At 70.6% G+C, this 26,560-nt stretch carries 21 protein-coding genes; 6 read left to right on the top strand and 15 right to left on the bottom strand.

Annotated features, from left to right (window positions below):
* Positions 1–27 precede the first annotated feature (27 nt).
* Together ACFWZ2_RS24035 and ACFWZ2_RS24030 are read right to left on the bottom strand one after the other, a co-directional pair.
* Positions 28–2,952 (bottom strand): FAD-binding and (Fe-S)-binding domain-containing protein, encoded by a 2,925-nt coding sequence (locus tag ACFWZ2_RS24035; protein ID WP_384548842.1) that lies wholly within the window; start codon positions 2,950–2,952, stop codon positions 28–30.
* Positions 2,953–2,998: 46 nt separating this feature from the next.
* On the bottom strand, positions 2,999–3,442 hold the full coding sequence (locus ACFWZ2_RS24030) for a MarR family winged helix-turn-helix transcriptional regulator (protein ID WP_384548840.1): 444 nt from the start codon (positions 3,440–3,442) through the stop codon (positions 2,999–3,001).
* A 94-nt stretch (positions 3,443–3,536) separates the two neighbouring features.
* Between ACFWZ2_RS24030 and ACFWZ2_RS24025 the strand changes: the two genes are divergently transcribed.
* From ACFWZ2_RS24025 to ACFWZ2_RS24015, 3 genes are all read left to right on the top strand, one after another.
* The gene (locus ACFWZ2_RS24025) at positions 3,537–5,345 is read left to right on the top strand and encodes an ABC transporter ATP-binding protein (RefSeq protein ID WP_384548838.1); all 1,809 of its coding nucleotides are present in this window, start codon (positions 3,537–3,539) and stop codon (positions 5,343–5,345) included.
* 43 nt (positions 5,346–5,388) lie between these two features.
* Entirely contained in the window at positions 5,389–6,207 is an 819-nt protein-coding gene (gene mltG / locus ACFWZ2_RS24020) for an endolytic transglycosylase MltG (protein ID WP_384548836.1), read from the top strand.
* A 178-nt stretch (positions 6,208–6,385) separates the two neighbouring features.
* On the top strand, positions 6,386–7,633 hold the full coding sequence (locus ACFWZ2_RS24015) for a S8 family peptidase (RefSeq protein ID WP_384548834.1): 1,248 nt from the start codon (positions 6,386–6,388) through the stop codon (positions 7,631–7,633).
* Positions 7,634–7,640: 7 nt separating this feature from the next.
* Here ACFWZ2_RS24015 and ACFWZ2_RS24010 read toward each other — a convergent pair whose 3' ends face one another.
* The 11 genes from ACFWZ2_RS24010 to ACFWZ2_RS23960 form a co-directional block, all read right to left on the bottom strand.
* Positions 7,641–8,750 (bottom strand): NAD(P)-binding domain-containing protein, encoded by a 1,110-nt coding sequence (locus ACFWZ2_RS24010; RefSeq protein WP_384548832.1) that lies wholly within the window; start codon positions 8,748–8,750, stop codon positions 7,641–7,643.
* A gap of 53 nt (positions 8,751–8,803) precedes the next feature.
* Entirely contained in the window at positions 8,804–9,265 is a 462-nt protein-coding gene (locus tag ACFWZ2_RS24005; RefSeq protein ID WP_384548830.1) for a hypothetical protein, read from the bottom strand.
* Between the two features lie 50 nt (positions 9,266–9,315).
* A complete protein-coding gene (locus tag ACFWZ2_RS24000) occupies positions 9,316–11,271 on the bottom strand; it encodes an aminotransferase class I/II-fold pyridoxal phosphate-dependent enzyme (protein WP_384548828.1) in 1,956 nt (651 codons plus the stop codon).
* Position 11,272: 1 nt separating this feature from the next.
* Positions 11,273–12,253 (bottom strand): NAD-dependent epimerase/dehydratase family protein, encoded by a 981-nt coding sequence (locus tag ACFWZ2_RS23995; RefSeq protein WP_384548826.1) that lies wholly within the window; start codon positions 12,251–12,253, stop codon positions 11,273–11,275.
* Positions 12,254–12,308: 55 nt separating this feature from the next.
* Entirely contained in the window at positions 12,309–15,050 is a 2,742-nt protein-coding gene (locus tag ACFWZ2_RS23990) for an alpha/beta fold hydrolase (RefSeq protein ID WP_384548824.1), read from the bottom strand.
* Positions 15,051–15,396: 346 nt separating this feature from the next.
* A complete protein-coding gene (locus ACFWZ2_RS23985; protein ID WP_384548822.1) occupies positions 15,397–16,557 on the bottom strand; it encodes an acetyl-CoA carboxylase biotin carboxylase subunit family protein in 1,161 nt (386 codons plus the stop codon).
* A gap of 324 nt (positions 16,558–16,881) precedes the next feature.
* On the bottom strand, positions 16,882–18,090 hold the full coding sequence (locus ACFWZ2_RS23980; protein WP_384548820.1) for an LLM class flavin-dependent oxidoreductase: 1,209 nt from the start codon (positions 18,088–18,090) through the stop codon (positions 16,882–16,884).
* Between the two features lie 2 nt (positions 18,091–18,092).
* Positions 18,093–19,136 (bottom strand): ABC transporter substrate-binding protein, encoded by a 1,044-nt coding sequence (locus tag ACFWZ2_RS23975; RefSeq protein ID WP_384548818.1) that lies wholly within the window; start codon positions 19,134–19,136, stop codon positions 18,093–18,095.
* Positions 19,137–19,197: 61 nt separating this feature from the next.
* Positions 19,198–20,067, bottom strand: coding sequence for an ABC transporter ATP-binding protein (locus tag ACFWZ2_RS23970; RefSeq protein ID WP_384548816.1), 870 nt, complete (start codon positions 20,065–20,067; stop codon positions 19,198–19,200).
* Complete coding sequence (locus ACFWZ2_RS23965; protein ID WP_384548814.1) at positions 20,040–20,939, bottom strand: ABC transporter permease; 900 nt, start codon at positions 20,937–20,939, stop codon at positions 20,040–20,042. Before ACFWZ2_RS23965 ends, ACFWZ2_RS23970 begins: the two co-directional genes overlap by 28 nt.
* Positions 20,940–21,088: 149 nt before the next feature.
* Positions 21,089–21,172 (bottom strand): putative leader peptide, encoded by an 84-nt coding sequence (locus ACFWZ2_RS23960; protein ID WP_355809829.1) that lies wholly within the window; start codon positions 21,170–21,172, stop codon positions 21,089–21,091.
* A gap of 102 nt (positions 21,173–21,274) precedes the next feature.
* Here ACFWZ2_RS23960 and ACFWZ2_RS23955 point away from each other — a divergent pair, with 102 nt between their 5' ends.
* Positions 21,275–21,697, top strand: a complete 423-nt coding sequence (locus tag ACFWZ2_RS23955; RefSeq protein WP_384548812.1) for a YjbQ family protein — start codon at positions 21,275–21,277, stop codon at positions 21,695–21,697.
* A 34-nt stretch (positions 21,698–21,731) separates the two neighbouring features.
* Here ACFWZ2_RS23955 and ACFWZ2_RS23950 read toward each other — a convergent pair whose 3' ends face one another.
* Together ACFWZ2_RS23950 and ACFWZ2_RS23945 are read right to left on the bottom strand one after the other, a co-directional pair.
* On the bottom strand, positions 21,732–22,499 hold the full coding sequence (locus ACFWZ2_RS23950) for a hypothetical protein (RefSeq protein ID WP_384548810.1): 768 nt from the start codon (positions 22,497–22,499) through the stop codon (positions 21,732–21,734).
* Position 22,500: 1 nt separating this feature from the next.
* On the bottom strand, positions 22,501–23,814 hold the full coding sequence (locus ACFWZ2_RS23945) for an urea ABC transporter substrate-binding protein (protein WP_384548808.1): 1,314 nt from the start codon (positions 23,812–23,814) through the stop codon (positions 22,501–22,503).
* Between the two features lie 240 nt (positions 23,815–24,054).
* Between ACFWZ2_RS23945 and cqsA the strand changes: the two genes are divergently transcribed.
* Positions 24,055–25,299: an alpha-hydroxyketone-type quorum-sensing autoinducer synthase gene (gene cqsA, locus ACFWZ2_RS23940; RefSeq protein ID WP_384548806.1), complete on the top strand. Its 1,245-nt coding sequence runs from the start codon at positions 24,055–24,057 to the stop codon at positions 25,297–25,299.
* Between the two features lie 49 nt (positions 25,300–25,348).
* A complete protein-coding gene (locus ACFWZ2_RS23935) occupies positions 25,349–26,560 on the top strand; it encodes a glutamate ABC transporter substrate-binding protein (protein ID WP_384548804.1) in 1,212 nt (403 codons plus the stop codon).

Raw genomic sequence — 26,560 nt, 5'->3', positions numbered from 1 at the left:
CGCGGCGGTTCCGGGGGCGGTGTGCCGTCAGGGACGGGTGGCGCGCTCGAGCTCCAGGAGTACGGAGCAGTAGCCGCGGCCCGTCGCATGGTCCATGCCGACCTCGCACATGCGGTTCGCCGAGAGGTGCGCGTCGAAGGGGCGGGCGGTGACCTCCGCGGCCTCCTTGCGGGTGGCCGACTCGGTGAGCTCCTTGTGGAGCATGCCCCGGTCGCCCGCGAAGGCGCAGCACCCCGCGTCGTCCGGCACGACGACCTCGTCCGCGCAGGCCTCGGCGACGGCGCGCAGCTGCGCCTCGTCGCCGAGGTGCCGCATGGAGCAGGTGGGGTGCAGCACGGCGGAGCCGATCGTGCGGTGCACGGTCAGATGGGGGAGCAGCACGTCGGCGGCCCACACGATCGAGTCGACGACCGTCAGCTCCTGGTGCAACTGGCGGTTGTCGTCGGTCAGATAGGGCACCACCTCGTGCGCGATGCCGAGCGTGCACGACGAGGCGTCGACGACCAGCGGAAGCCGCCCGCCCGCCGTCCAGCCCCAGGCCGCCTCGACGATGCGATTGGCCATGACCGTGTTCCCCGCGTCGTACCCCTTGGAGTGCCAGATCGTCGCGCAGCACGTCCCCGCGACATCGTCCGGAATCCAAACTGGCTTCCCCGCGCGCGTGGAGACGGCGACGACGGCCTCGGCCAGGGAGCGGTCACCGGGACCGCCGAAGATGCGGTTGACGCACGCCGGGTAGTAGACCGCCGACGCGCCCACGCGCGCGGTACGCGGCAGCTTGCGGGACGCGGCCCCCGCGATCTGCGGCAGCCACTCCGGTACGAGGTCGGGGCGCACGGCCTTGCGGGCGGTGCGGGTCACCGCGGTGAGGAGCCGGTCGCTGATCCGGTCGGCGGCGGCCACCGCGAGCCGCGCGGACGCCTCGACCGCCTTGAAGTTCTTGGCCGCGAGGGCCGCGGCCTTCTCCTCGCGTGCCGAGTGCCGGGCGTGCCGGAACTCCTTCATCAGGGCGCCCGTGTCGATGCCGACCGGGCAGGCCAGCTTGCAGGTCGAGTCGCCCGCGCAGGTGTCCACGGCGTCGTAGCCGTACGCCTCGACGAGGCCGTCCTCGACGGGGGAGCCCGCGGCCTGGCGCATCATCTCGCGGCGCAGCACGATGCGCTGGCGCGGTGTCGTGGTCAAGTCCTCGCTGGGGCACGTCGGTTCGCAGAAGCCGCACTCGATGCACGGGTCGGCGATCGGCTCCACCTTGGGGATGGTCTTGAGACCGCGCAGATGGGCCTTGGGGTCGCGGTCGAGGACGATGCGCGGCGCGAGGACCCCGTCCGGGTCGATGACCTGCTTCGTGCGCCACATCAACTCGGTCGCCTTCGGGCCCCATTCGAGCTCCAGGAAGGGCGCGATGTTGCGGCCCGTGGCGTGCTCGGCCTTCAGGGAGCCGTCGAAGCGCTCGACGGTCAGGCGGCAGAAGTCGTCCATGAAGGCGGCGTAGCGGTCCACGTCGGCCGGCTTGGCCGCGTCGAAGGCGAGCAGGAAGTGGAGGTTGCCGTGCGCCGCGTGGCCCGCGACAGCGGCGTCGAAGCCGTGCCGCGTCTGGAGGTCGAGCAACGCCTCGCACGCCTCGGCGAGTTGTCCCGGAGGCACCGCGAAGTCCTCGGTGATCAGCGTCGTCCCGGAGGGGCGGGAACCGCCGACGGCCGTGACGAACGCCTTGCGCGCCTTCCAGTAGCCGCCGATCGTCTTCGCGTCACGGGTGAAGGCGTTGGTCACCGAGGGGACGGGCGCGACCAGTTCGAGCCCTTCGAGGGCCTTGGCCGCGGCCGCTTCGTACGCCTCCTGCGCGGCCTCGTCCGGTGCGCGGAACTCCACCAGGAGCGCGGCGGTCGACTTCGGGAGCCCGGCCCAGTCGGCGGGCACGCCCTGCACGCTGACCGAGGCGCGCAGGGTGTTGCCGTCCATCAGCTCGACGGCGAGCGCGCCCGCCGCGTTGAACAGCGGCACGGCAGCGGCGGCAGCGGGCAGTGAGGGGAAGAAGAGCAGAGCGCTGGTCGTGTGCCGGTCCAGCGGCAGCGTGTCGAAGACGACCTCGGAGATGAAGCCGAAGGTGCCCTCGGAGCCGACCATCAGGCCGCGCAGGATCTCCACGGGCGTCGTGCCGTCGAGGAAGGCGTCGAGGCGGTAGCCGTTGGTGTTCTTGATCTGGTACTTGGCGCGGATGCGGGCGGTGAGTTCGGCGTCCGCCTCGATCTCCCGCTTGATGGCCGACAGGCCCGCGCAGAGGGCGGGTTCGGCGTGCGCGAGCTGCTCGTCCGCGTCGGGCTCCGCCGTGTCGACGACCGTCCCTGAGGGCAGTACGAAGGTCAGCGAGGCGACCGTGCGGTAGGAGTTGCGGGTGGTGCCCGCCGTCATACCCGACGCGTTGTTCGCGACGACGCCGCCGATGGTGCAGGCGATGGCGCTCGCCGGATCGGGGCCGAGGACCCGGCCGAACCGGGACAGCGTGGCGTTGGCGCGCACGACCGTGGTGCCGGGGCCGATGCGCGCCCGCTCGCCCTCGCCGATGACCTCGATGCCCGCCCAGTGCTTGCGCACGTCGACGAGGATGTCCTCGCCCTGGGCCTGGCCGTTCAGCGAGGTGCCGGCCGCACGGAAGACGACCTCGCGCCCCTTGCCGTGCGCGTACGACAGGATCGCCGACACGTCGTCGATGTCCTCGGGGACGACCACGACCTGCGGCAGGAACCGGTAGGGGCTCGCGTCCGAGGCGTACCGCACCAGGTCGGAGACCTTCGTCAGGACCTTGTCCGCGCCGAGCAGCGCGGTCAGTTCGGTGCGCAGCGGGTCCGGTGTGCCCGAGGCCCGCACGTCCGCCACCCGGTCGGGTGACGGGTCCTGCGCGCGCGACATCGGGTGGGGGCGCAGGGCGTCCGGCTCGGGCTCCAGCAGGGGCATGAGCTCTCCTCGGCGGTTGCGGTGGCCTGCCGGGCGGTCCGCGGTGTCAGCAGCGGCGGACGTCCGGCACGTCGAACAGTGCGTTCAGCAGGCCGCCCAGCTGTGCGCGCTGCTCGGCGTCCAATGGAGCAAGGATGTCCTCTGCGGCGGCCCGGCGCGCGCTGCGCAGCTCCCCGAGGGCCTTGAGTCCGGCGTCGGTGAGCTCGATGCGGATCACCCGGCGGTTGGTGGGGTCGGGCGCGCGCCGTACGAGATCGGCGCCCTCCAGGCCGTCGACCAGGGTCGTCACGGCGCGCGGGACCACTTCGAGGCGGGCGGCGAGGTCGGCCATGCGGGGCGGGGTCTCGTAGTGCGCGAGGGTGCGCAGCAGGCGGGACTGGGCGGGGGTGATGCCGATCGGCACCAGATGGCGCTTCTGGATCCGCTGCAGCCTGCGGGTCAGCCGCAGCAACTGTTCGGCGAGCAGGCCGTCGGGGTCCGGGGTGTTCATGCGGGAACATTATCAGGACCTTGTGCATTGTGAGTATAGGTAACAGTGAGCTATGCTCCCTGAGTCATTGTCGCCCGAGATCCCGAAGGAGCCCATGCGTCACGACGAACCCACCTGGACGCCGCAGCCCCCTGCCCCCGGCGAGGAGGAGCAGCCGCGCCAGATGCGCCGCATCCTCCGCCTCTTCCGTCCCTACCGAGGCCGTCTCGCGATCGTGGGCCTCCTTGTCTGCGCCGCGTCCCTCGTCTCGGTCGCGACCCCCTTCCTGCTGAAGGAGATCCTCGACACCGCGATCCCGCAGGGGCGCACGGGCCTGCTGAGCCTGCTCGCGCTCGGCATGATCCTCAGCGCGGTCGTCACGAGCGTCTTCGGCGTTCTGCAGACCCTGATCAGCACATCCGTCGGCCAGCGTGTCATGCATGACCTGCGCACCGCCGTCTACGGCCGGCTGCAGAGCATGTCCCTGGCCTTCTTCACCCGCACCCGCACGGGCGAGGTCCAGTCCCGCATCGCCAACGACATCGGCGGCATGCAGGCGACCGTCACCTCCACCGCCACGTCGCTGGTCTCGAACCTCACGAGCGTGATCGCGACCGTCGTCGCCATGCTCGCCCTGGACTGGCGCCTCACCGTCGTCTCGCTGCTGCTGCTCCCCGTCTTCGTGTGGATCAGCCGCCGCGTCGGCCGCGAGCGCAAGAAGATCGCCACGCAGCGCCAGAAGCAGATGGCCGCGATGGCGGCCACCGTCACCGAATCCCTCTCCGTGAGCGGCATCGTCCTCGGCCGCACCATGGGCCGCTCCGACTCGCTCACCCGGTCCTTCGCCGCCGAGTCCGAGCAGCTGGTCGACCTGGAGATCCGCTCGAACATGGCGGGCCGCTGGCGCATGGCCGTCATCTCGATCGTCATGGCCGCCATGCCCGCCGTCATCTACTGGAGCGCGGGCATCGCCTTCCAGATGGGTGGCCCGACGGTCTCGATCGGCACCCTCGTCGCCTTCGTCTCGCTCCAGCAGGGCCTGTTCCGGCCGACCGTCAGCCTGCTCTCCACCGGCGTGCAGATCCAGACCTCGCTCGCGCTCTTCCAGCGCATCTTCGAGTACCTGGACCTGCCCATCGACATCACCGAGCCCGAGCGTCCCGTCCGCCTCGACACCATCAAGGGCGAGGTCCGCTTCGAGGACGTCGAGTTCCGCTACGACGAGAAGTCGGGACCCACCCTCCAGGGCATCGACATCGCGATACCCGCGGGCGGCAGCCTCGCCGTGGTCGGTCCCACCGGCTCCGGCAAGTCGACCCTGAGCCACCTCGTGCCCCGGCTGTACGACGTGACGGGCGGCCGCGTCACGCTCGACGGCGTCGACGTGCGCGACCTGGACTTCGACACCCTCGCGCGCGCCGTCGGCGTCGTCTCCCAGGAGACGTACCTCTTCCACGCCTCGGTCGCCGAGAACCTCCGCTTCGCCAAGCCCGACGCCACCGACGAGGAGCTGATCGCCGCGGCCCGCGCGGCGCAGATCCACGACCACATCGCGTCCCTCCCGGACGGGTACGACACCGTGGTCGGCGAGCGCGGCCACCGCTTCTCCGGCGGCGAGAAGCAGCGCCTCGCCATCGCGCGCACGATCCTGCGGGATCCGCCCGTCCTCATCCTCGACGAGGCGACCAGCGCCCTGGACACCCGCACCGAGCGGGCCGTGCAGGAAGCCATCGACGCCCTGTCCGCGAACCGGACCACGCTCACCATCGCCCACCGGCTCTCCACCGTCCGCGGCGCCGACCAGATCGTGGTCCTGGACGGCGGGCGCACCGCCGAGCGCGGCACCCACGAGGAGCTCCTGGAGCGCGACGGCCGTTACGCCGCCCTCGTCCGCAGAGACGCCCAACTGGAGCCCGCGACATGACGATATGCCGGGAATGCACAGATCTGCGGGTTACCGTGCCCGCATGCAGACCAAGACTCCGCGACGGGGCACGATTCGACTGACGCGGCGGGGCCGGATCGCCCTGATCGCGACCGGAGCCGTCGCGGCGGCCACCGCCGTGGCGGTGCCGCTGCTGCTCCCGGACGACGACGCACGGCCCGAGTCGCTGACCATCCCCGAAGGCTGGCGCTCGGGCCAGGTGTACGAGGCCGTGGACAACGCGCTCAAGGTGCCTACGGGCACCACGAAAAAGGCGATCCCCAAGGCCGACCTCAGACTTCCCAGCGACGCGGGCGGCAACCCCGAGGGGTATCTGTTCCCGGCCACGTATCCGATCAGTTCCCAGTCGACCCCGGCCTCCGTCCTGTCGTACATGGTGAATACGGCCACGAAGAAATTCGGCGGCAGCCGGGTCACGGCGGGCGCCGACCGGAACGCGGTGAACGTCTACCAGACCGTCACCATCGCCAGCATGATCGAGGCGGAGGCCGGCACCAAGGCGGACATGGGCAAGGTGGCCCGGGTCATCTACAACCGCCTCGACCAGGGCATGCCCCTGCAGATGGACTCCACCATCAACTACGCCCTGAACCGCTCGACGCTGGCCACCAGCGACCGCGACACGAAGATCAAGAGCCCGTACAACACCTACGCGCGCATGGGCCTGCCGCCCACACCGATCGGCAACCCCGGCGAAGAGGCGATGCGCGCGGCGACGAGTCCGACACCGGGGGACTGGCTGTACTTCGTCACGGTGAAGCCGGGGGACACGCGGTTCACGTCGAGCTTCGAGACGCATCAGAAGAACGTCGCCGAGTTCAACAAGAGCGGAAAGAGCTAGCCGCTCCGCTCACCGGCGCGACCGGACCGGACTCTTGTGCCGCGTCGAGCGGCGCGAGACTCTGGCATGCGCTCCGCATCGCACCACGGGCAACGACCGCACAGCGCACCGCACATGACCCGACCCCATCCCTGGCCAACCGGTCAACCGGTCGACGAAAGGTTCAGGTGCACCGGGAATGAGAATGCCCTCCCGCCGGCGGACGGCAGCGGTGCTGCTGCCCGCCGCGCTGATAGCCGCAGGACTCCAGCTCGGCGTCACCCCCGCAGGCCATGCCTCGTCCGGCGGTTCCGCCGGGGAGCTGCGGCTCGCGCGCGGCTCCGAGGTCGCCGTGCCGGACAGCTGGATCGTCGTACTGAAGGAGCGTGCGACGGCCACCGGGACCGGCGTGCCCGCCGTGGCGCGGGAGCTGGTGGGCCGGGCCGAAGGGGCCCGGCTCGGCCATGTGTACCGGTCGGCGCTGCACGGCTTCTCCGCGCGGATGAGCCGGGAGCAGGCGGCACGGATGACCGCCGATCCGCGCGTCGCGGCCGTCCACCAGGACACCCGGGTCACGGTCGATGCCGCGGCGGCCGACACGACCCAGCCGAACGCGCCCTGGGGCCTCGACCGGATCGACCAGCGGCGCCTCCCGCTGTCCACCACGTACACGTACCGCACCACTGCGCCCGGCGTGAGCGTGTACGTCATCGACACCGGACTGCGCACCACCCACACGGAGTTCGGCGGCCGCGCCTCGGTCGGCGTCGACACCGTGGGGGACGGCCAGAACGGCAACGACTGCAACGGGCACGGCACCCACGTGGGCGGCGTCGCCGCGGGCACGACGTACGGAGTGGCCAAGAAGGCCAAGCTGGTGGCGGTGCGGGTGCTCAACTGCCAGGGTTCCGGCACCACTTCAGGGGTCGTCGCGGGCGTCGACTGGGTGACGAAGAACGCGTCCGGGCCCTCGGTGGCGAACATGAGCCTCGGCGGCGGGGCGAGTGAGGTCCTCGACACGGCCGTGCGCAACTCCATCCGCTCCGGGGTCACGTACACCGTGTCGGCGGGCAGCTCCGGGCAGGAGGGCGGCGCCTGTGCCAGCTCGCCGTCCCGGGTGGCCGAGACGATCAGCGTCGGCGGCAGCGACCGCAACGACCGCGTGACGTCCTCCTCCAACTACGGCCGTTGCGTCTCCCTGTTCGCGCCCGGCGCCCAGATCCCCTCGGCCTGGAACGGCAGCGACACCGCCACCGCGACGCTCAGCGGCACGTCGATGGCCACCGCGCACGCGGCCGGTGCGGCCGCACTCCATCTGGGCTTCCGGCCCACGGACACACCGGCGCAAGTGAAGCGGGGGCTCGTGGACCACGCCACCACGGGCGTGCTGCAGGGCACCCCGCCGGTCATGCCCGACCGGCTGCTCTACACCTTGTACGTGCCCTAGGTCAGTCTCACGCCGCGACCGGCGCCCCCGCCAGCAGCCGCTGGATCTCGCGCACCGCCGCGCGGCCCGCGCGATTGGCGCCGACGGTCGAGGCGGAGGGGCCATATCCGACGAGGTGGACGCGTGGGTCGGCGGCGGCCCTCGTGCCGTCCATCCGGATGCCGCCGCCCGACTCGCGCAGCCGCAGCGGCGCGAGGTGCTCGATGGCGGGGCGGAAACCCGTCGCCCAGAGGATGACGTCCGCGTCGACGCGGCGCCCGTCGTCCCACTCGACGCCGCTCGGCGTGATCCGGTCGAACATCGGGAGCCGGTCGAGGACCCCGTCGGCCCGTGCCTGCCGGATCGCGTCGTTCACGGGCAGCCCCGTCACCGACACCACGCTGCGCGGCGGAAGCCCCTGGCGTACGCGGTCCTCGACCATCGCGACCGCCGAGCGCCCCCAGTCCTCGGTGAAGGGGCCCTCGCGGAACACCGGCTCGCGCCGGGTGACCCAGGTGGTCGCGGCCGCGTACGGGGCGATCTCCATCAGATGCTGGGTGCCGGACGCGCCGCCGCCCACGACGATCACCCGCTGTCCCGTGAACGCCTCGGGCCCCGGGTAGATCGCGGTGTGCAACTGCCGCCCGCGGAACGTCTCCTGGCCGGGGTAGCGCGGCCAGAACGGCCGGTCCCAGGTGCCCGTCGCGTTGATCAGCGCGCGGGTCGACCAGGTGCCCGCCGAGGTCTCGACGAGCAGCCGTCCGCCGTCGCCCTCGCGGACCTTGTGCACGTCGACGGGCCGCCGTACCCGCAGGTCGAAGCGGCGCTCGTACTTCTCGAAGTACTCCCCGATGACCTCCGACGACGGGCGCGAGGGGTCCGCGTCCGTCAGCTCCATGCCGGGGAGCGCGTGCATGCCGTGCACCTTGGCGTACGTCAGGGAGGGCCAGCGGAACTGCCAGGCGCCGCCGGGCCGGGGCGCGTGGTCGAGGACCACGAAGTCGCGGTCCGGCTCGAGGCCGACCCGTCGCAGGTGGTGGGCGCTGGACAGGCCCGCCTGCCCGGCGCCGATGACGACGACGTCCACGTCCTGTACCGCCGCTCGGGCGGCCGCGTCTTGTACCCCGATGTCGTTCACGTTTCTACTAACCACGTCGGGGTCGGAGATCTTCCCGCACCGGCCAAGGGATGTCAGGCCCGCCCGCCGCCCTCCGACCCGCCGCCCTCCGACCCGGCGGCCTTCGGCTCGGTGGCCTTCGTCTCGACCGTCAGGAACGACAGGACCTCGTCGCCGATGTTCTTGAGGTCGTGCAGATGGTGGCGTCCTTCGGAGAGACGGAAATGGAGGGTGTGCCCGCGGACGAAGGAGATCTCGCGGCTGGCGCCGTCGCCGGAGTGCTGGCGGGCACGGCCGTCGGTGAGTGCCGTCCAGGCGTAGTCGAGTACGTGCCGGTGGACGGGGATGCGCTCGCCGGGGCCCAGGTGGGTCTCCCAGACGCGGACCAGATCGGTTTCCTTGAGGAGTGTCTGGCCGATCCGGTCGTTGTGGGTGTTGTCGGCGAACTCCTGGTGCAGCGGGGGACTCCAGCGGTTGAACCCTTCGGCGACGACGGTGCTGGTGAAGGGGCGGTCGGCGGGGGAATCGTGGCCCACGAACGGGTTCCTTTCGGGTGGGGTGTGCCTGCCGGACGGACGGCGTGCCCTCACGTCTCCGCGGAGAGGGCCTGGAGCAGCGTGTCGTTCGCGCGGCGGTCGCCGATCGAGACGCGGCAGGTGCCGGGGACGACATGGCCGGTGTCGGCGACGACGATCCCCGCGGCGCGGAACTGCTCCATCACGCGCTCGTGCTTGTGCAGGCGGACCAGCAGGAAGTTGGTCTCGGAGGGGAACACCCGCTCCACCGCGGGATGTTCGGCGAGCGCCGCGGCCGTCCGGTCGCGTTCGGCACGGATGCGCCGGATGCTGTCGAGCGCCTCGTGGGAGTTGGTGAGCCGGTCCCGCGCGGCCCGCTGGGACGCGTCGGTGAACCCGAAGGGCACCTGCACCCTGCGCAGCGCGTCGACGAGGCCGGGCTCGGCCAGGGCGATCCCGCAGCGCGCGCCCGCGAGTCTCCAGCCCTTCGAGAGGGTCCTGAGCACGATGAGGTTGTCGTGCCGGGCGACCAGACCGGCGTACGAGGGGCTGTCGCTGAACTCGGCGTACGCCTCGTCGATCACCACGAGGCCGCGGGTGCGCGTCACGAGGTCGAGCACCTGTGCCCGTTCGAGCCTGGTTCCCGCGGGGTTGTTCGGATCGCACAGGAAGGTCACCCGCGGGTCGGCGGCCAGGATCCGCTCGGTGTCGAGGCCGGAGAGATCGTCGCCGCCCAGCGGGACGTCGACGACGGGCAGGCGCAGGACGCGGGCGAAGTGGGCGTACAGCGGGAAGGTGGGCGGTGTGACGCAGACGGTCTCGCCGGGCGAGGCGAGCGCCACGAGGAGCAGCATGGCGCCGTCGACCGACCCGCTGGAGAACAGCAGATGCTCGGCGCTCAGCTTGCCGACGCCCTCGTGGCCGGGGAGCTGCGCGATCGTCGACAGATAGGTCTCGGCGAGTTCGGTCGTGTCGAGGTGCGGATAGATTCCGTCGGCGCCCAGGAACGGGTTGGTGTTGCTCGACAGGTCGATCGTGTCGAACCGCGGCTGGCGGCGGAAGCGGGCCGGGCCGGGGACCGGCACGGTCGTGACGGGCTCCGTCGCGAAGCGCGACAGCGCAGGCTCGCCTTCTGCGTCCGTGGGTGGCAGGCCCGGGGCGCGCAGCCAGTGGTCGAGGGGGACGAACAGGTCGGCTCCCAGGCGCCGTTGGCGGGCGGCGTCCCCCGGTCCGAGGTGGACCCACCCGAGTCCGGAGTGCCGGGCGTCGTGGCACAGGCGGTACACGGTCGCCGCGTAGAGGTCGTTGCGCGCCCCGGGATCGTCGGGGTCGACGGCGTGCGCGAGGAGGTAGACCCCTTGGCCGTTGTGCGCCTCCACCAGGAGCGCGACCTGGACGACGGTGTCCTCGCGGCGGCGCACGAGCAGTTCGGTGCGGTCCGCCAGCGGGCTCCGCGCCAGTGCGTCGAGGGCGTCGGCGTCGTACGGATGGTGGCGGCCCCCGGCAGCGCGCCCGTGCAGTCCGGCGAAGGCGTCGCCCGCCGAGGGATGTGCCGCGAGCTCGCCCAGCGGGATCCGCTGCCAGGTGACGTCACGGGACACCTCGTCGTGGCGGGCGCGCAGCTCGCGGAGCCGGTCGGGCCCGACGCGGGCGCGCAGGAGTCCGTCCACGTCCTCGGTGAGCCGCACGACGCACTCGCTGTCGGCGGCGACGGGCACGAAACCGGCCGCCCGCAGCGCGCCCGTGTCGTCGGTGCGGCGCACGTGGGGCACGAGGATCTGGGGTACGTCCAGCGCCTGGGCACGCCGGACGAGCGCGTCGAGGGCCTGGGGCGTGGGGGCCGGGCTCGTCGGGCCGTGCAGCGCCGCGCCGCCGACGAGGGTGGGGCGGTCGGCCACCGCGGGGTCCAGAGCGGTGAACGCGCCGATGTCCTGGAGGAGTTGGGCCGGTGCGCCCACGGGTGCGTCGGTGCCGAGTGCCGCGCACAGCACCCGCTGGAGCGCGTCGATGTCCACGGGCCTGCGCATGCTAACCCCGATCGCCGGCGGGCTGGGCGAGGGACGTCCCGGCCGCGTGCGCGTCGACGTACTCCTCGATGCGGTCGCGGTACTCCTCGAACAACTCGGCCATGGTGCGGGCGATTCCGGCCTGCCAGCCGACGGTGCAGTCGCCGATCAGGGCGCGGCGGGCGGAGTGGTCGAAGACGGCCGTCTCCCGGCTGAGGTCGCCGCGGTCGAGCCGGACCGGTACACCCGTGAGCGCCGACATGTACTCCAGGAGGTCGGTGATGCCGACCTCCTCGTCACCGCCCCAGTTCAGGACGCGCGCGGGCGCCCGCGCGGCCTCCCACAGCAACGGCACCTGGCGGACGAGGTCGTCGACGTGCAGGAGATTGCAGTAGTTCTGCCCCTCCCGGGGCACCGCGCAGGCCCGTCCCTCGCGCATCTGGTTGAACAGGATCATGGGTACGCCGCCGTGGCCGTGCACCCCGTAGGCGATGTTGAGCCGGGCGATCACGGACGGCAGCGCGAGTGCCTCGCTCAGGCCCCGCACCACGCCCTCCGCGGACAGCTTCGCGACGGGGTACGTCGGCAGCCAGGGCGCCGCGCCGCCGAGCGGGTCGGTCTCGCGGTACCGATGGGTGCGGTCGGCCCGGTTGTAGACCACCCCGGAGGAGACGTACAGGAACGCCTCGGCCGTGGCGCAGTGCGTCATCAGCCGGGCGGTGCCGGCGGCGTTGACGCGTGCGGTCGTGTCGAAGTCCGTGCCGTCGCCCCGGTGCACCGCGGAGTGCAGCACATGGGTGAAGTCGTCCGGCAGGCCGTCCAGTTCACCGGCGGCCATGTCCCAGGTGAAGGTGTGGGCGCCGCGCTCCTCCAGGTCCTTGCGCGCGGCCCGGTCGCCGAACCGGCCCAGGCACCACACTTCGTTGTCGGGGGCGAGCGCTTCGGCGACGGGCCGTGCGACCTGGCCGGTGCCTCCGGTGACGAGAATCTTCTTGCCTTGCATACGTTGGTTTCCGTCCTTAGCCGAGTGTGTCCGTCCTGGCGGGGTGCTACGGGGCCTACTGGCCCAGTGCGCGGTCCAGTTCGCGGCGCAGTGTGGTCTGGAAGGTCCGCACGTGCTGCGGGCTCATCAGGGTGTAGTGCTCCCCGTCGACCTCGATGAACGTGGTGGGGCGGCGTGTGAAGTCGTCCCAGTGCCGCAGCTGGTTGTCCAGCCATTCCTGCTTGGTGCCCTTGAGGGGTGTGCAGTAGAAGACGTGCGCCTGGGCGACCGTTCCCGACGGTTCGTAGGTGCGGCCCAGGTGCACCATGTTCTGGGCCAGGTGCACCCAGGCGGTGAACCGCTCGACGGTGAGGTCCAGTTCGGTCAGTCGCCGCTGGGGTGCGTTCTCGATGAGGTGGGCCAGCTGGTCGGCTTCGGGCAGGGGGCGCAGCCGTGCGGTCAGGGCCTCGATGTCGGCGGCGTCGATGAGTTCGAGGAACAGCGCGAGGTTGATCGCGCCGTCGGTGAAGGTGATCTCGTTCATGCGGCCCGAGATGCTCGGCGGCAGGTTGAAGACGCCGACGAACCCGACCTCGTCGCCGTCGGCCTCCAGGCGTTTCGCGATCTCGAAGGCGACGGCGCCGCCGTACGAGTACCCGGCGACAGCATAGGGCCCCCTGGGCTGCACCCGCCGGATCGCGTCCACATAGGTGGAGACCATCTCGTCGAACGACGCGAAGTGCGTCTCGCCCTGCCCGAACCCGCGCGCCCGCAGCGCGTAGAACGGCCGCTCCCCGGTGAAGTACTTGGCGAGATTGATGAAGACGAGGACCTCGCCGAGTCCGGGGTGGACGCAGAACAACGGCGTTCCCTCGCCGGTGACTTGAAGGGGCACGAGCGGATCGTAGGCGGAGTCGCCGTCGGTGTCCTGCCCTGCGGTGAGCCGGGCGGCCAGCGCGCGGACGGACGGCGCCTGAAGGAGCGTCGACATCGGTACGTCGTCGATGCCGAACCCGTTCTGGATCTCCAGCTTGAGGCGCAGTACGTCGAGGGAGGTGCCGCCCAGATCGAAGAAGCTGGCGGTCACCGGCACCTTCGCGATGCCCAGTGCGCGGGCGTAGATGGCGGCGAGCGCGGTCTCGGTGTCTCCCTCCGGCGCCACGTACCCGCCGAGGAACCGGGTGCTCACCTCGTCCGCCCTGCGGGCCGCCGCATCGAGGGCGCCCGCCTCGACGGCCGCGCGCAGCCGGGACCGCTGGACCTTGCCGAGGTTGCCGCGGGGGATGTCCGACACGGTGACGGGCAGGACGAGTTGGGGCCGGAACCCCCAGTGCATCACCGTCGAGCTGCGGATCGCCACGATCGCCTGGTACACGGTCAGGTCGTCGGCGGCATCGCCCGCGGGCACGAAGGCGATGGCGAGCTGTTCGGAATCGGCGCCTTCGGGCCGGACGGGGAAGGCGGCGACCTGCCCGCGCCGCACCTCGCCGAGCTCGTCGAGGACGGTTTCGAGGTCGTGGCTGTAGTAGTTGACGCCATTGACGATGATGGAGTCCTTGGTACGGCCGACCAGCGTGAGGCGCCCTTCGGCGTCAAGGTGGCCCAGGTCGCCGGTGCGGAACCAGCCGTCGGCGGTGAACGCCTGCGCGGTGGCACGCTCGTTGGCGAAGTACCCGGACGTGACCATCGTGCCGCGCAGCTGCACCTCTCCGGGCTCGGTCACGCCCGGCCGGTCCGTGGAGGCGAGGACCGTGTCGTTGTCGTCGGCTATGCGGATGTGCAGGCCCTGCACGGGGCGGCCCAGCGGAGGGAACTCCGTGCGCCCGTCGCGGGTGGCGAAGTCGCGGTTGAACACGCTGCCCGCGCAGGTCTCGGTCATCCCGAACGCGGGCACGATCGCGTCCTCGCGCAGCCCGTACGGCGCGAGCGCGGCGAGGAAGTCCCGTGCGGTCGCGGTCACCGTGGCCTCGCCGCCCGAAATGACGTACCGCACCTGCGAAAGGTCCACCTCCTGCCGTGAGAGGGGCCGTCCGGCGAGCGCCTGATTGATCTGCCCGAACAGGAAGTTGGGGGTGAACGTCAGCCTGACCCGGTGCGCCGTGAGCATCCTGAGGAACTCCACGGGGTCGGCAAGGACGGTCGCGGGGACCGTCATGACCTGGTCGGCGCCGGTGAGCATCGGCAGCAGATGGGCCTCGATCGCGGCGATGTGATCGGTCGAGATCCAGTTCAACGTGGTGTCGGCGGGCCCCAGTTCGAGCGCCCCGGCCTTGCCTGCCTGCGCCGCGAGGAGATTGGCGTGGGTGAGCCGGACGGCCTTGCTGGATCCGGTGGACCCGGAGGTGAGCATCAGCAGGGCGAGGTCGTCGGACGCGGGCCCGGGGGGCTGGATCCGCGCGGGCGAGGCGTGGCTCAGCTCCTCCACGGTGGCCGTGCGCAGCCCGACGTCCGGCAGGTCTCCGTGGGACGCCTTGGACACGACCACCAACGGGTCGTCCAAGAGGCCGCGCAGATACTCCAGTTGGGCGTGCAGGCGGCCGGGGTCGGCCGGCAGGGCGACGGGACACGCCACGACACCGGCGAGGACGCACCCCCAGAAGGCGCGGAAGAAGCTCTCGGGGTCATCGGCGACGATCAGCGCACGGTCGCCCGGCGAGGTGCCGCAGTCGCGCAGCCCTTGAGAGATCCGGCCTGCGCACTCCCGCAGCTCGGTGTACGGCACGAAGGAGCCGCCGATGAACGTGATGCCTCGTGACGTGTCACGGGCCGCGCGCTCCAGCAGGTGCGGAAGCGTCGAAAGAGAACGGTGATCCGGCATAGGGGCGAAGACCTCCGATCGAAAAGGATGGAGAAGCAGGGAAAGAGCGGGGAAAGGGAGAGGGCGATTGCTTCGATTCCGCGCGGTGGGTGCGCCGTCGGCCGAAGGCCATGAACATGCCCAAGGATGTGATGCCGGGCGATCCGTCATCATCGGGATGCGGGGTCTGGCATGTTCCGGTTCTGAGAGGCGACGACGGGGTGAGGGGAGACCGCGTGAATCCGGGGGATGCCGCGGTCCGTTACGGCACGGCCCGGTGGTCGGTAAATGAGGGAGAGGGCGGCCAGGACTGGTTCGAGGAAGTCCGGCGTCAGCCGAGGAGACAAGGCGTCAAGGGCCGACCGTCTCAGCAGGCCTCGTTGAATCTCACGATGTCATCGACCTTCTTCTGCAGCGTCGCCTCGTCCGTGTCGGAGACGATGGCGTAGCCGACCATGCCGTAGGGCCCCACCCGGGTACCGGGCGACGAGCGGTAATCCATCTCGTCGATGGTGAAGTTGCGCTCGAAATCGGCCCGGGTCACCCCGCCGTTGCTCGATGAACGGAGGAGGATGTGCGCGTGGAAGCGTTCCGGTGTTTGCGCGGCCTGGATGTGCGGAACTCCCTCGCCGAGCGCGAGGCTGATCTCGATGTCGAAGAGGTTGACCCCGAACGTCAATTCGTTGCACCGGGGAGAAAGGCCGCCGGAGAGCCGCAGGGCGCACTCGCCGAACGTCAACCCGTCCGCCTCGTCGAAGATTTCGAGATGGAACACGCAGTCGGGTGCCTCAAGACTGGAGAGCACCTGCTCCGTGAGCGCCTCCGCCTGCTGGAACAGTGCCGTGTGCAGCCTCCTGTCCAGGATGTACGCGGCCATGATGCCGCCCTGGGCGGCGCTCAGCGGCGAGGCGCGGTAGCGGACCAGGGTCGACCATTGAAGCCGCCCTTCGCCCCAGACGCCGTCGACGTAGAACTCCGGGGCGTCGATGAAGGATTCGGCGACGACCGCGACGTCCGACCGGTCGGGAAAGGGGCCCAGGGCCTGTTCGTACAACTCCGGGGAGCGCACGACCGTCGTACGCAGAGAACCGCCGCCGTTCGCGGGCTTGATGACGAAGACGTCCCCGAACTCGGCGGCCAGGTCCGCATATGAAGTGCCGGGCGGCACATAGCGGCAGCGGGCCCGCCTGATGTGGGGCGGCAAGGCGTTCTTCTGGAGGTACTTGTCCCGGAAGTCGAGAACCTTCCTCGAATCCGAGTTCCCTGGAAGGTTCAGCTGCTGTCGCAGATAGGCGGCCCCGAATACGCCCATCTCATGGACGCTGAGCACACCTGCGACATCGTCGATGCGCGCGGCGAGTGCCGCGCGCAGAATCTCATGGGCGTTCTCGATATCGGTGACGACGGTGAAGTCGATGCCCTGGGGCGGGATCGCGGGCGACTGCACGATATAGAAGGGATTCAATCCTCTGTTCCGCAGCGCCCGGTCGAGGTCGTCCCGGTATCCGATGACAATCATTGCGGGCATGCTTGGTTCCCCCGAATTACGGCTAGCCCAAAACTTTGGAGAAGCAACTTGCCGTACTGCAACCACCCGAGTCGGGTGGTCAGTGCCAACGCATTGGCATCGTGTCACAGGGAAACTGGGATGTGGATATGCCCAATCAAGATCTTTTACAGCTGTTGGTGTGAGCTGGACCACACGTTACGCTTTGTGATGGCCGGGTCCGCAATCGCATACGGCGTTTCCGTTTATCAGGGTGTATTCACCACGCTGTTCATAAATGGGACGCTACATGGGGAATATGGGCCCGGTTCCGGGCAGTTGGGGCCTGCCCGGAACCGTTCGTCGTCAGCGTCCGCCGGCCACCAGCAGCGGCGCGCCGCCCGGAGCGGACGCCGGACGCCCGTTCGCCGCGGGCACCCCGCCCAGGGGCGAGACCGGAATGCGCGACAGGAGCCCGCGGTGCGCCAGGTCCGGGATGACGCCCTCGCCGAACCAGTACGCCTCCTCCAGATGCGGGTAGCCGGACAGTACGAAGTGCTCCACGCCCAGCGCGTGGTACTCCTCGATCCGGTCGGCGACCTCCGCGTGGCTGCCGACCAGCGCCGTGCCCGCGCCGCCGCGCACCAGGCCGACGCCCGCCCACAGGTTGGGCGCGATCTCCAGCTTGTCGCGGGAGCCGCCGTGCAGCGCCAGCATCCGCTGCTGGCCCACCGATTCACTGCGGCCCAGCGCCTCCTGAGCGGCGGCGATGGTGTCCGGGTCGAGATCGTCGAGCAGCCGGTTCGCGGTCGCCCACGCCTCGGCCGACGAGTCGCGGGAGATCGTGTGCAGCCGGATGCCGAAGCGGACCGTGCGCCCCTCCCGCTCCGCGAGCCCGCGGATCCAGTCGATCTTCTGCTTGACCTGCTCCGGCGGCTCGCCCCAGGTGAGATACACATCCGAGTGCCGCGCCGCGACGGGCCCCGCGGCCGCCGACGAGCCACCGAAGAAGATCTCCGGCAACGGGTCGGGCGGCAGCGCCGTCAGACCGCCCTCCACCTGGTAGTGCTCGCCGTCGAAGTCGTAGGGGCGACCGCTCCACACCCCTCGTACGACCGAGAGGAACTCGTCGGTGCGGGCATAGCGGCGATCGTGGTCCAAGTGGTCGCCGAACCGGCGCTGTTCGGTCGAGTCGCCGCCCGTGACCACGTTGAGGAGCAGCCGACCACGCGTGATGCGCTGGTACGTCGCCGCCATCTGCGCGGCGAGCACCGGGGATATGACGCCGGGACGGAACGCGACGAGGAACTTGAGCCGCTCCGTGTGCTGGGCGAGCGCCACCGTCGTCAGCCACGCGTCCTCGCACCACGTCCCGGTCGGCGTGAGCACCGCCTCGAAGCCCAGCTGCTCGGCGGCCTTGGCGATCTGGGCGAGATACTCGATGTCGGGCGCCCGCACACCGCTCACCGGAGTGACGCGGGAACGGGTGATGCCGCCGTCGGTGTAGGCGTGCCGGTCGACGAGGGTGCGGCCGTCGCCGCCGGTCGGCAGGAACCAGTGCAGGTGGACGGTCATGCTCAGTTCTCCTTGCGGTAGGTGCGCGGCGCGGTGGTGGAGGGCGGCAGGCCGCCGTTGAAGCGGGTGTCGACGTAGTCGCCGAAGTCGACGCGGCGGGGGATCAGCTTGAGCTCGGTGAACGTGTCCGCGATGTCCTGCTCGGACGTGATCACGTTCTTGTCCACCGCCACCGGGACGCGCGTGCCGTGGCTGCGCTTGACCGACGCGAGCGCGACCTCGTACGGCAGGCCCGTGTCCTTCGCCCAGACCTTCGCCCACTCCTCCGGGTGCTTGTAGACCCAGGCCTGAGCCCTGCGCAGCCGCTTGAGGTAGTCGGCGATCGCCGCGGACTTCTTCTTGTCCTTCAGGGCGCCCGGCGCCGCCACCTGGAAGCTGAGACCGTTCACCACGCCCTCGCCGTCGGTCAGCACCCGGCCCTTCCCCGGCTGCAGGATCTGCGAGGTGTACGGGTCCCAGACGGCCCAGGCGTCCACCTTGCCGCCGGTGAACGCGGCGAGCGCGTCGGCGGGCTGCAGATACTTGACCTTGATGTCCTTGAAGTCGAGCCCGGCCTCCTTGAGGGACGCGACGAGCTGGTAGTGGGCCGACGAACCCTGCGCCACCGCCACCGACTTGCCCTTGAGGTCGGCGGTCTTCTTCAGGGGCGAGCCGTTCGGGACGAGGATCGCCTCGCCGGTCGCCGTGCCGTGGCTCGCCGCCACCACGGAGATCTTCGAGTCCGCGCCGGCCGCGAAGACCGGCGGCGTGTTGCCGACCGCACCGAGGTCCACGGCCTTGGCGTTGATGGCTTCGAGGAGGGGCGGCCCCGAGGTGAATGTCGACCAGTGAATCTTGTACGTGAGGTCGTCGAGCTCCCCGGCCGCGCGCAGCACCGCCTCCGAACCCCCCTTCTGGTCACCGACGTTGAGGGTGAGCGACCCCTTGCCGTCGATCGAGCCACCACCGCCCGACGAGGAGTCGGCGGACGAGATGCCGGAGCAGGCGGCGAGCAGCAGGGCCAGGGGAAGGAGCAGGGCGGCTGGGGCGAGGCGTGGTCGTCGCATGGCTGTGGTGTGCGATCCGTTCATGAGAGGGGAGGGGAGCAGCGGGGAGGGGGGTAGGGGGCTAGGCGGCGGAGTGTGTGGGCGCGTCGACGGAGTTGGAGTCGGAGCCGTTGTCCGTCGTGGCGTCGGTTGCGGGTCCCTTCGCCGGAGACGGAGACGGAGACGGAGCCGATGCCGGTGCCGCGGCGTCGGGCGCCTCCACGCCCAGGCGATGCAGCAGATCCGCGCGGATCTCGGCGAACCTGGGGTCGGCGATGCCGCGCGGCCGGTCCAGATCGATCTCCTTCTCGTACGCGATGACGCCGTTGTCCATGACGAGCACCCGGTCGGCGAGGAGCACGGCCTCCTCCACGTCGTGCGTGACGAGCAGCACCGCGCAGCCGCGGCGCTGCCACAACTCGTCGACCAGGCGCTGCGCCTTGATGCGGGTGAGCGCGTCGAGCGCGCCGAACGGCTCGTCGAGCAGCAGCAGATCGGGCTCGCGCACCAGGGCGCGGGCCAGCGAGGCGCGCTGGGCCTCGCCGCCGGAGAGCGTCTTGGGCCAGGCGTTCGTGCGGTGCTTGAGGCCGACCTCCGCCAACGCCTGTTCCGCGACGTCCCGTTGGGGTTTGCCGGGCAGCCCGAGCAGCACATTGCGCCACACCCGCTTCCACGGCATCAGGCGCGGGGACTGGAAGGCGACGGCCTTGCGGCGCGGCACGAGCACGGTGCCCTCGATGTCGCGGTCGAGCCCGGCGAGGATGCGAAGCAGCGTGGACTTTCCGCAGCCGCTGCGCCCGAGCAGGGCCACGAACTCGCCCGGCCTGACGTCGAGATGCAGCCGGTCGATCACGGCGCGGCCGTCGAAGGCGCGGGTCAGCCCGTCGACGCGTACGGCGGAAGGGGTGGTGGCCCCGGCGGTGGTCACCGGCCGGTGAACGTCGGTCGCCATTGCAGCAGCAGCCTTTCGAGGGTGCGGACGATGAAGTCGGCGATCAGGCCGAGGAAGGCGTAGACGATCAGGCAGACGACGATCACGTCGGTGCGCAGGAAGTCGCGGGCCTGGACCATCAGGAAGCCGATGCCCGCGTCGGCGTTGATCTGCTCGGCGAAGACGAGGGCGAGCCAGGCGATGCCCAGCGAGTAGCGCAGTCCCGTCATGGCGCCGGGCAGCGCCCCGGGCAGGATGACGTGCCTCACGAGGCCCCAGCGCGAGAGGCCGAGCGATTCCCCGGCCTCGATCAGCTGGGAGTCCACGCCCCGGATCCCCGCGTACACGTTGAGATAGAGGGGGAAGGAGACGCCCAGGGTGATGATGGCGATCTTGGGTGCCTCGCCGATGCCGAACCAGATGATGAACAGCGGGATGAGCCCGACGAACGGCACCGTCCGCAGCATCTGCACGCTGGCGTCGACGAGGTCCTCGCCGATCCTGAAGAGTCCGGAGACCAGGGCGAGGGCGGTGCCGACGACGGTGCCGAACAGCAGCCCGACCGCGACGCGCTGCAGCGAGACGCCCATGGCGGAGGGCAGGGACCCGTCCCCGATCAGATCACCGGCGACGCGTGCGATGGTGCCCGGCGAGGCGAGCACGTCGGCCTTCAACACGCCGGTGGCGCTGAGGAGTTGCCACAGGGCGAGCAGCAGGAGCGGGCCCGAGGTGCGGCGCAGCCAGCGGGGGACGAGGGTGCGGCGGCTGGAGGACGGGACGAGGGGGACGAGTTCCGGTCCGGGCGGACCGGTCGCGTCATCGGGAGGACTCTGATCCTTGGATATATCGGAAATGTCGGTCGAGGCATGCGGCGGGGCATGGCTGATGCTCAAGAGGGCTCCACGGCGGGGGAGGGGGCCGGGGCGGTGCGCGTCGGCGACGCTCGGGCGCGCACGCCGGGTGCGTGACGCACACGGGTGTCGCGTGGGAGCGAGGGAGCGGGCCTACCGGCCGGGCAAGAAGAAGAGCGGGTGAGAGGGCGTCAGCAGCCGCGACGACACGCGGAGGAGGCCACCCGCAGCAGGTCGATGTGACCGCGCGTGGTGAGCAAGGCTGAACGCAACATGCCGCAGAACGTAGCCAGATCGCGTACGCAGGGTCAATGGCGTCTCGAAAGGCGGACGCCTCGTATCACGGAATGGGAGGCGGGGTGGGGGAGGATGGTCCCATGTCCGATGCCTTCACCACCCGGGTCCTCCACATCGACACCGGCTCGGCCGAGACGGTCGTCGACCTCACACACGACTGCGAACGCTTCCTGCGGGAGGTGGCGGCGGGGCGCGACGGCCTCCTCAACGTCTTCGTCCCGCACGCCACCGCGGGCATCGCGGTCCTGGAGACGGGCGCGGGCAGCGACGACGACCTCCTCGCCGCGCTGCACACCCTGCTCCCCGCCGACGACCGCTGGCAGCACCGCCACGGCAGCCCCGGCCACGGCCGCGACCACGTCCTGCCGGCCCTGGTCCCGCCCCACGCGACCCTGCCGGTCGTCGGCGGGAGCCTGGAGCTGGGGACGTGGCAGTCGGTGTGCCTGGTCGACACGAACAAGGACAATCCGCGCCGTCAGGTCCGTCTGTCGTTCCTCGGATAGGTGCCCGGGGAGTGACGACTGCAGGCCCTGCCTGTCAGTACTCCAGTTGCTGCATGTGCGCGAGCACGTATCTGAGCGGTTCCGGGGAGACCGGGAGCTTGGTGCCGAAGGGCTGGTCCAGGGAGCTGATCAGGAACAGGCCGAAGGAGAGGATCGCGGCCAGGAAGGTGAGCAGGACGCGGTGCAGGCGTCTGCTCTTCATCGAGTAGAGACAGGTCAGCGTCATCGTCACCGCCGCGCCCGCGTACAGCAGGAACACGATCACCGTCGGGATCGACTCGGTGGCGGTCAGGAGGCGCATGCGGCGGTTGTCGCCGATCTCGTTGAGGCGTGTCAGGGACTGCGAGTACAGCGACGAGGACCGCTCGGCGTCCGGCATCTCCGTGTAGACGTGCCAGAGTTCGACCAGGCTCGCGTCTGCGCGGACGCTGGAGCGGCCCTGGGCGAGGAGCTGCCACTCCTCGTCGACGGTGAGCCTCATGTACGTACGGGAGGCGTCCTGGACCTCGCGCTGGACGGGCAGGGAGAAGCCGCGGGACATGCGCTCCAGGTCGGCCACGGCGTTCGCCTCGCGGGCCACGATCGCCTGGGTGTCGGCGTAGTTGTGCCAGACCACCGAGATCGTGAAGGAGAGAAGCAGGGCGTAGGCGCCGCCGATCGTGCCGAGCGCCGCACTGATGATGGTGTTGTCCACGGAGCGCTTCTCGTCGGCGGGGAAGAGACGGCCCACCGCGAAGAGCGTCATGTGCGCGAGGGCGACCGCGAGGCCGACTGCGAGCAGTCCCTGGAGCCAGAGGGGCACGTCAACCACCCTTGGGGGTAGGCGGGGCGGGGCTTTCGGGCGGCGGAGCCTGCCAGCTGCGGCCCCAGCGGGTGTAGAGCGAGGACACCAGGTCCTGCCAGTGCCGCGTGGTGCGGAAGATGCTGTACGGCATGGGGTGGATCAGGGCCTCGGAGGCCCAGACGACATCGACCTGGCCGTCGGGGCGGATCTGTCCGATGCGGGCGGTCTTCCAGGTGTGCAGATTCTGCTCGTCGACGAAGACCTGTCCTCCGGGGGCGTCGTAGGACTGCCCGCGTACCGCCTTGAGTACGGCGGTCGGTTCGGCGGTGCCGGCCTTGCGGACGGCCTGTGCCCACAGGTGGACGCTGGTGTAGGCGGCCTCCATCTGGTCGGAGATCGCCCGGCTCGCCCCATAGCGGTGCTTGAAGGCGGCCACGAAGCGGCGGTTGGCGGGATTGTCGAGGCTCTGGAAGTAGTTGAGCGCGACGTAGTCCCCGGCCATGGTGCGGGCGTCGAACGACTGCAGCTCCACCTCCCCGATCACCAGGTTCAGGATGGGCACGGTACGCGGAGTGATCCCGGCGGCGCGCAGCTCCTTGAAGAAGGGGATGTTGCTGTCCCCGACCATGGTGCTGACGATGACCTCGGGCCGGGCCGCGGTGATCGCGCGGACCGTGGCGGCGGTGTCCGACGAACCGAGGGGAATGTAGCGCTCGCCGATCACCTTCCCGCCGAGGTAGGCGATCTGCGCCTTGAGGACGGCGTTCGTGGCGCGCGGATAGATGTAGTCGGAGCCGACGAGGAAGATCTTGCGGCCGCGGTTCTCCATGAACCACTTCACCCCGGGGATGCTCTGCTGGTTCGGGGCGGCCCCGGTGTAGACGACGTTCGGGGAGGACTCGATGCCTTCGTAGAAGGTCGGGTAGAACAGCGCGCCGTCGTGCTTCTCGAAGATCGGGACGACCTGTTTGCGGCTGGCCGAGGTGTAGCAGCCGAAGACCGCGCTCACCCGGTCCTGCGTGAGCAGCCGCTCGGCGCCCGCGCCGAAGGTGGGCCAGTCGGAGCGGCCGTCCACGATGACCGGCTGGATGGTGCGTCCCAACAGGCCGCCCTGCTGGTTGAGTTCGTCGATGGCCAGCAGGGTGGCGTCGTTGATGGGCCGCTCGGCGATGGCGACGCTGCCGGTGAGGGAGTGCAGCACCCCGACCTTGATGGGATCGTCCGCCCGCGACTGCTGCGGCCGGTGCGCGAGGAGCAGCGCGCAGGTCACGAGCGCGACGACGAGAGCACCGGCCGCCGTGGTGGCGTACGTCCGACGCGTGGGCCTGTGCACGTGCTGTGCCTCTCCGGGAGGAGCCGGGAACCGTGACGTTCTCTCACACCGGCACGCTCCCGGGGCAGGGCGCGCCGGACCCGGCGGCCCATGGTCCACCGGGCGGGCCCATCGGCCGGTGACCGCATCAGCGGACCGGACGCTTGTCCCACCGGAAGATCACTTCCACGCCTCGCCGATCACCCTGACGTGTCGCCGTGCAGAGACCTTTTGCCTGGTGTCCGGCCTAGCCTCCAGAGCATGGTTTCGGCCGCACACTCAGGCGCCCTCGCCACCCCCCAGACCACCGCACCGCCCCCGGCTTCCGTCCTGCCCGCCGCCCTGCGCGAGCGCGTCGTGCGCTTCCACGAGGAACGCGTGCGCGGAACGTGGGGCGGCCAGATCATCACGCGGGGCCGGACCCCGGGTCCGGACTCCGTCCTGCTCACCAGCAACGACTACCTGGCGCTCGCCGCCGACCCGCGCATCGCCAAGGCGATGGCCGACTGCCTCGCCGACGTGGGCACCGGCATCCTCGCCTCCGGCGTCCTGCTCCACGGCGACCACCCTCAACTCCGCCTGGAACACGCCCTAGCCGTACACCTCGGCATGTCCGCCGGGATCCTGTGCCAGTCCGGCTGGGACGCCAATCTCGGCCTGCTGCAGTCGATCGCCGACCGCACCACGCCCGTCTACATCGACCTGCTCGCCCACATGTCGCTGTGGCAGGGCGCGCGCGACGCCGGAGCACCCGTATACGGGTTCCGGCACAACGACCCCGCACATCTGCGCCGGAAGATCGCCGAGCACGGGCCCGGAGTGGTCTGCGTCGACTCGGTCTACAGCTCCAACGGCAGCCTCTGCCCGCTCGGGGAGATCTGCGACGCCGCCGAGGAGAACGGCTGCGTCCTCGTCGTCGATGAGTCCCACTCCCTGGGCACCCACGGCGCACACGGCGAGGGCCTGACGGCGCAGCTCGGGCTCGCCCACCGGGTGCACTTCCAGGTCGCCAGTCTGTCCAAGACGTTCGCTGGCCGGGCCGGCTTCGTCGCCTGCGGTGACCCGCAGTTCGTCGACTACTTCCGCTTCGCGTCGTACCCGGCGATCTTCAGCTCGACCCTGCTTCCGCACGACGTGGCCGGGCTCGCCGCCGCCCTCGACGCCGTCCGCGCCGACGACTGGCGGCGCACCCGGCTGCGGGAGGTCTCCGCGCACGTACGCGGGGAGATCGGCGCGCTCGGCTACGACCTGCAGGGTTCCGCGAGCCAGATCGTGTCCCTGCAGACCGGACCCGATCTCGGCGGCATCCAGGTCCGCGACCTCCTGGAGGAACGCGGCGTGTTCGGCTCGATGTTCTTCGCCCCCGCCGTCCCCCACAACCGCACCCTCGTGCGGTTCTCGCTGCACTCCGCACTCACCGACGACGACGTCACCCGCCTCGTGGCCGCCTGCCACGACATCCGCGACACCTACGCCACCATCTGGCCCAAGGGTCTGACGGCGTAGCCCGTTCCCTCGTCAATTCCCTTTCCCTGGAGCCCTCATGAGAGCCCGTATGCCCCAGACCGCTGTCGTGCTCGGCCTCGCCGCCGCCGCAGGACTCGCCCTGAGCGCGGCACCCGCCCCGGCCGACCCGGCACCCGCTCCCCGACACCTGACGATCGGCATCAAGTACGACCAGCCCGGACTCGCGGTGCGCCGCCCGGGCCGGGCACCCGAAGGTTTCGATGTGGACGTGGCCACGTACATCGCCAAGTCGCTGGGGGTCACCCCTGACCACATCTCCTGGAAGCAGGCCCCGTCCGACCGCCGTGAGGAGTTGATCGAGAGCGGCGCCGTCGACTTCGCGGTCGCCAGCTACTCGATCACCGCCGAGCGCAAACAGCGCGTCACCTTCGCGGGGCCGTACTTCATCACCGGCCAGGACCTGCTGGTGCGCTCCGACCCCCGCGGCATCACCGGCCCCGACTCCCTCAACGGCCGTACGGTGTGCACCGCCAGCGGGTCCACATCGGCCGCGAAGATCAAGCGGGACTTCGCCGCGGAGGCGCGCCTGATCAGCCGCGAGACCTACTCGGCGTGCGTCGACGCGCTGCTCGCCCGCCAGGCGGACGCGGTCACCACCGACGACGTCATCCTCGCCGGATACGCGGCGCAGCATCCGGGCAAGCTGCGCGTGGTCGGCCACCGCTTCACGCGCGAGCGTTACGGAGTCGGCCTGAAGAAGGGCGATGCCGCACTCCAGCAGAAGATCACGACCGCGATCCAGCAGATGATCAAGGACGGCAGCTGGCGCCGCTCGCTGCGGCGGCACGTTCCCGCCGGTTACGAGCTGCCCGCACCGCCGCCGGTCTTCAACGCCCCCGACACCCCCGTCGGCACACCGGCCTCCGGCAGTGCCGACCCCGCCCTCGTCCTGGCCACCCGCCGACTGATCGACGGCGCCAACGCCGAGAAGTGGGACGAGGTCGACGCCCTCATCTGCGACCGCATCAAGGGCAACGTGGACAAGCTCGTGTCCGAGTTCACCCCCGCCTACGACCCGAACCTGGGCCCCTGGAAGAAGAACGTGCGCTTCCACAACACCATCGTCGGCATCGCACAGACCAGCCCGACCAGCGCCACCATGCTCGTCCACGAGACGTTCACGGGCGTACCCGCCAAGTACCGCCACTACGTCAAGGACATCGACTACAACGGCACGATGAGCAGGACCAAGGACGGCTGGAAGCTGTGCGCCCTGTCCGCGGACTTCGTGGAGCAATGA

Origin of the sequence: Streptomyces sp. NPDC059002, assembly GCF_042740435.1 — a bacterium.
Taxonomy (GTDB): Bacteria; Actinomycetota; Actinomycetes; order Streptomycetales; family Streptomycetaceae; genus Streptomyces.
This window is presented reverse-complemented; position numbering and strand designations above follow the sequence as displayed.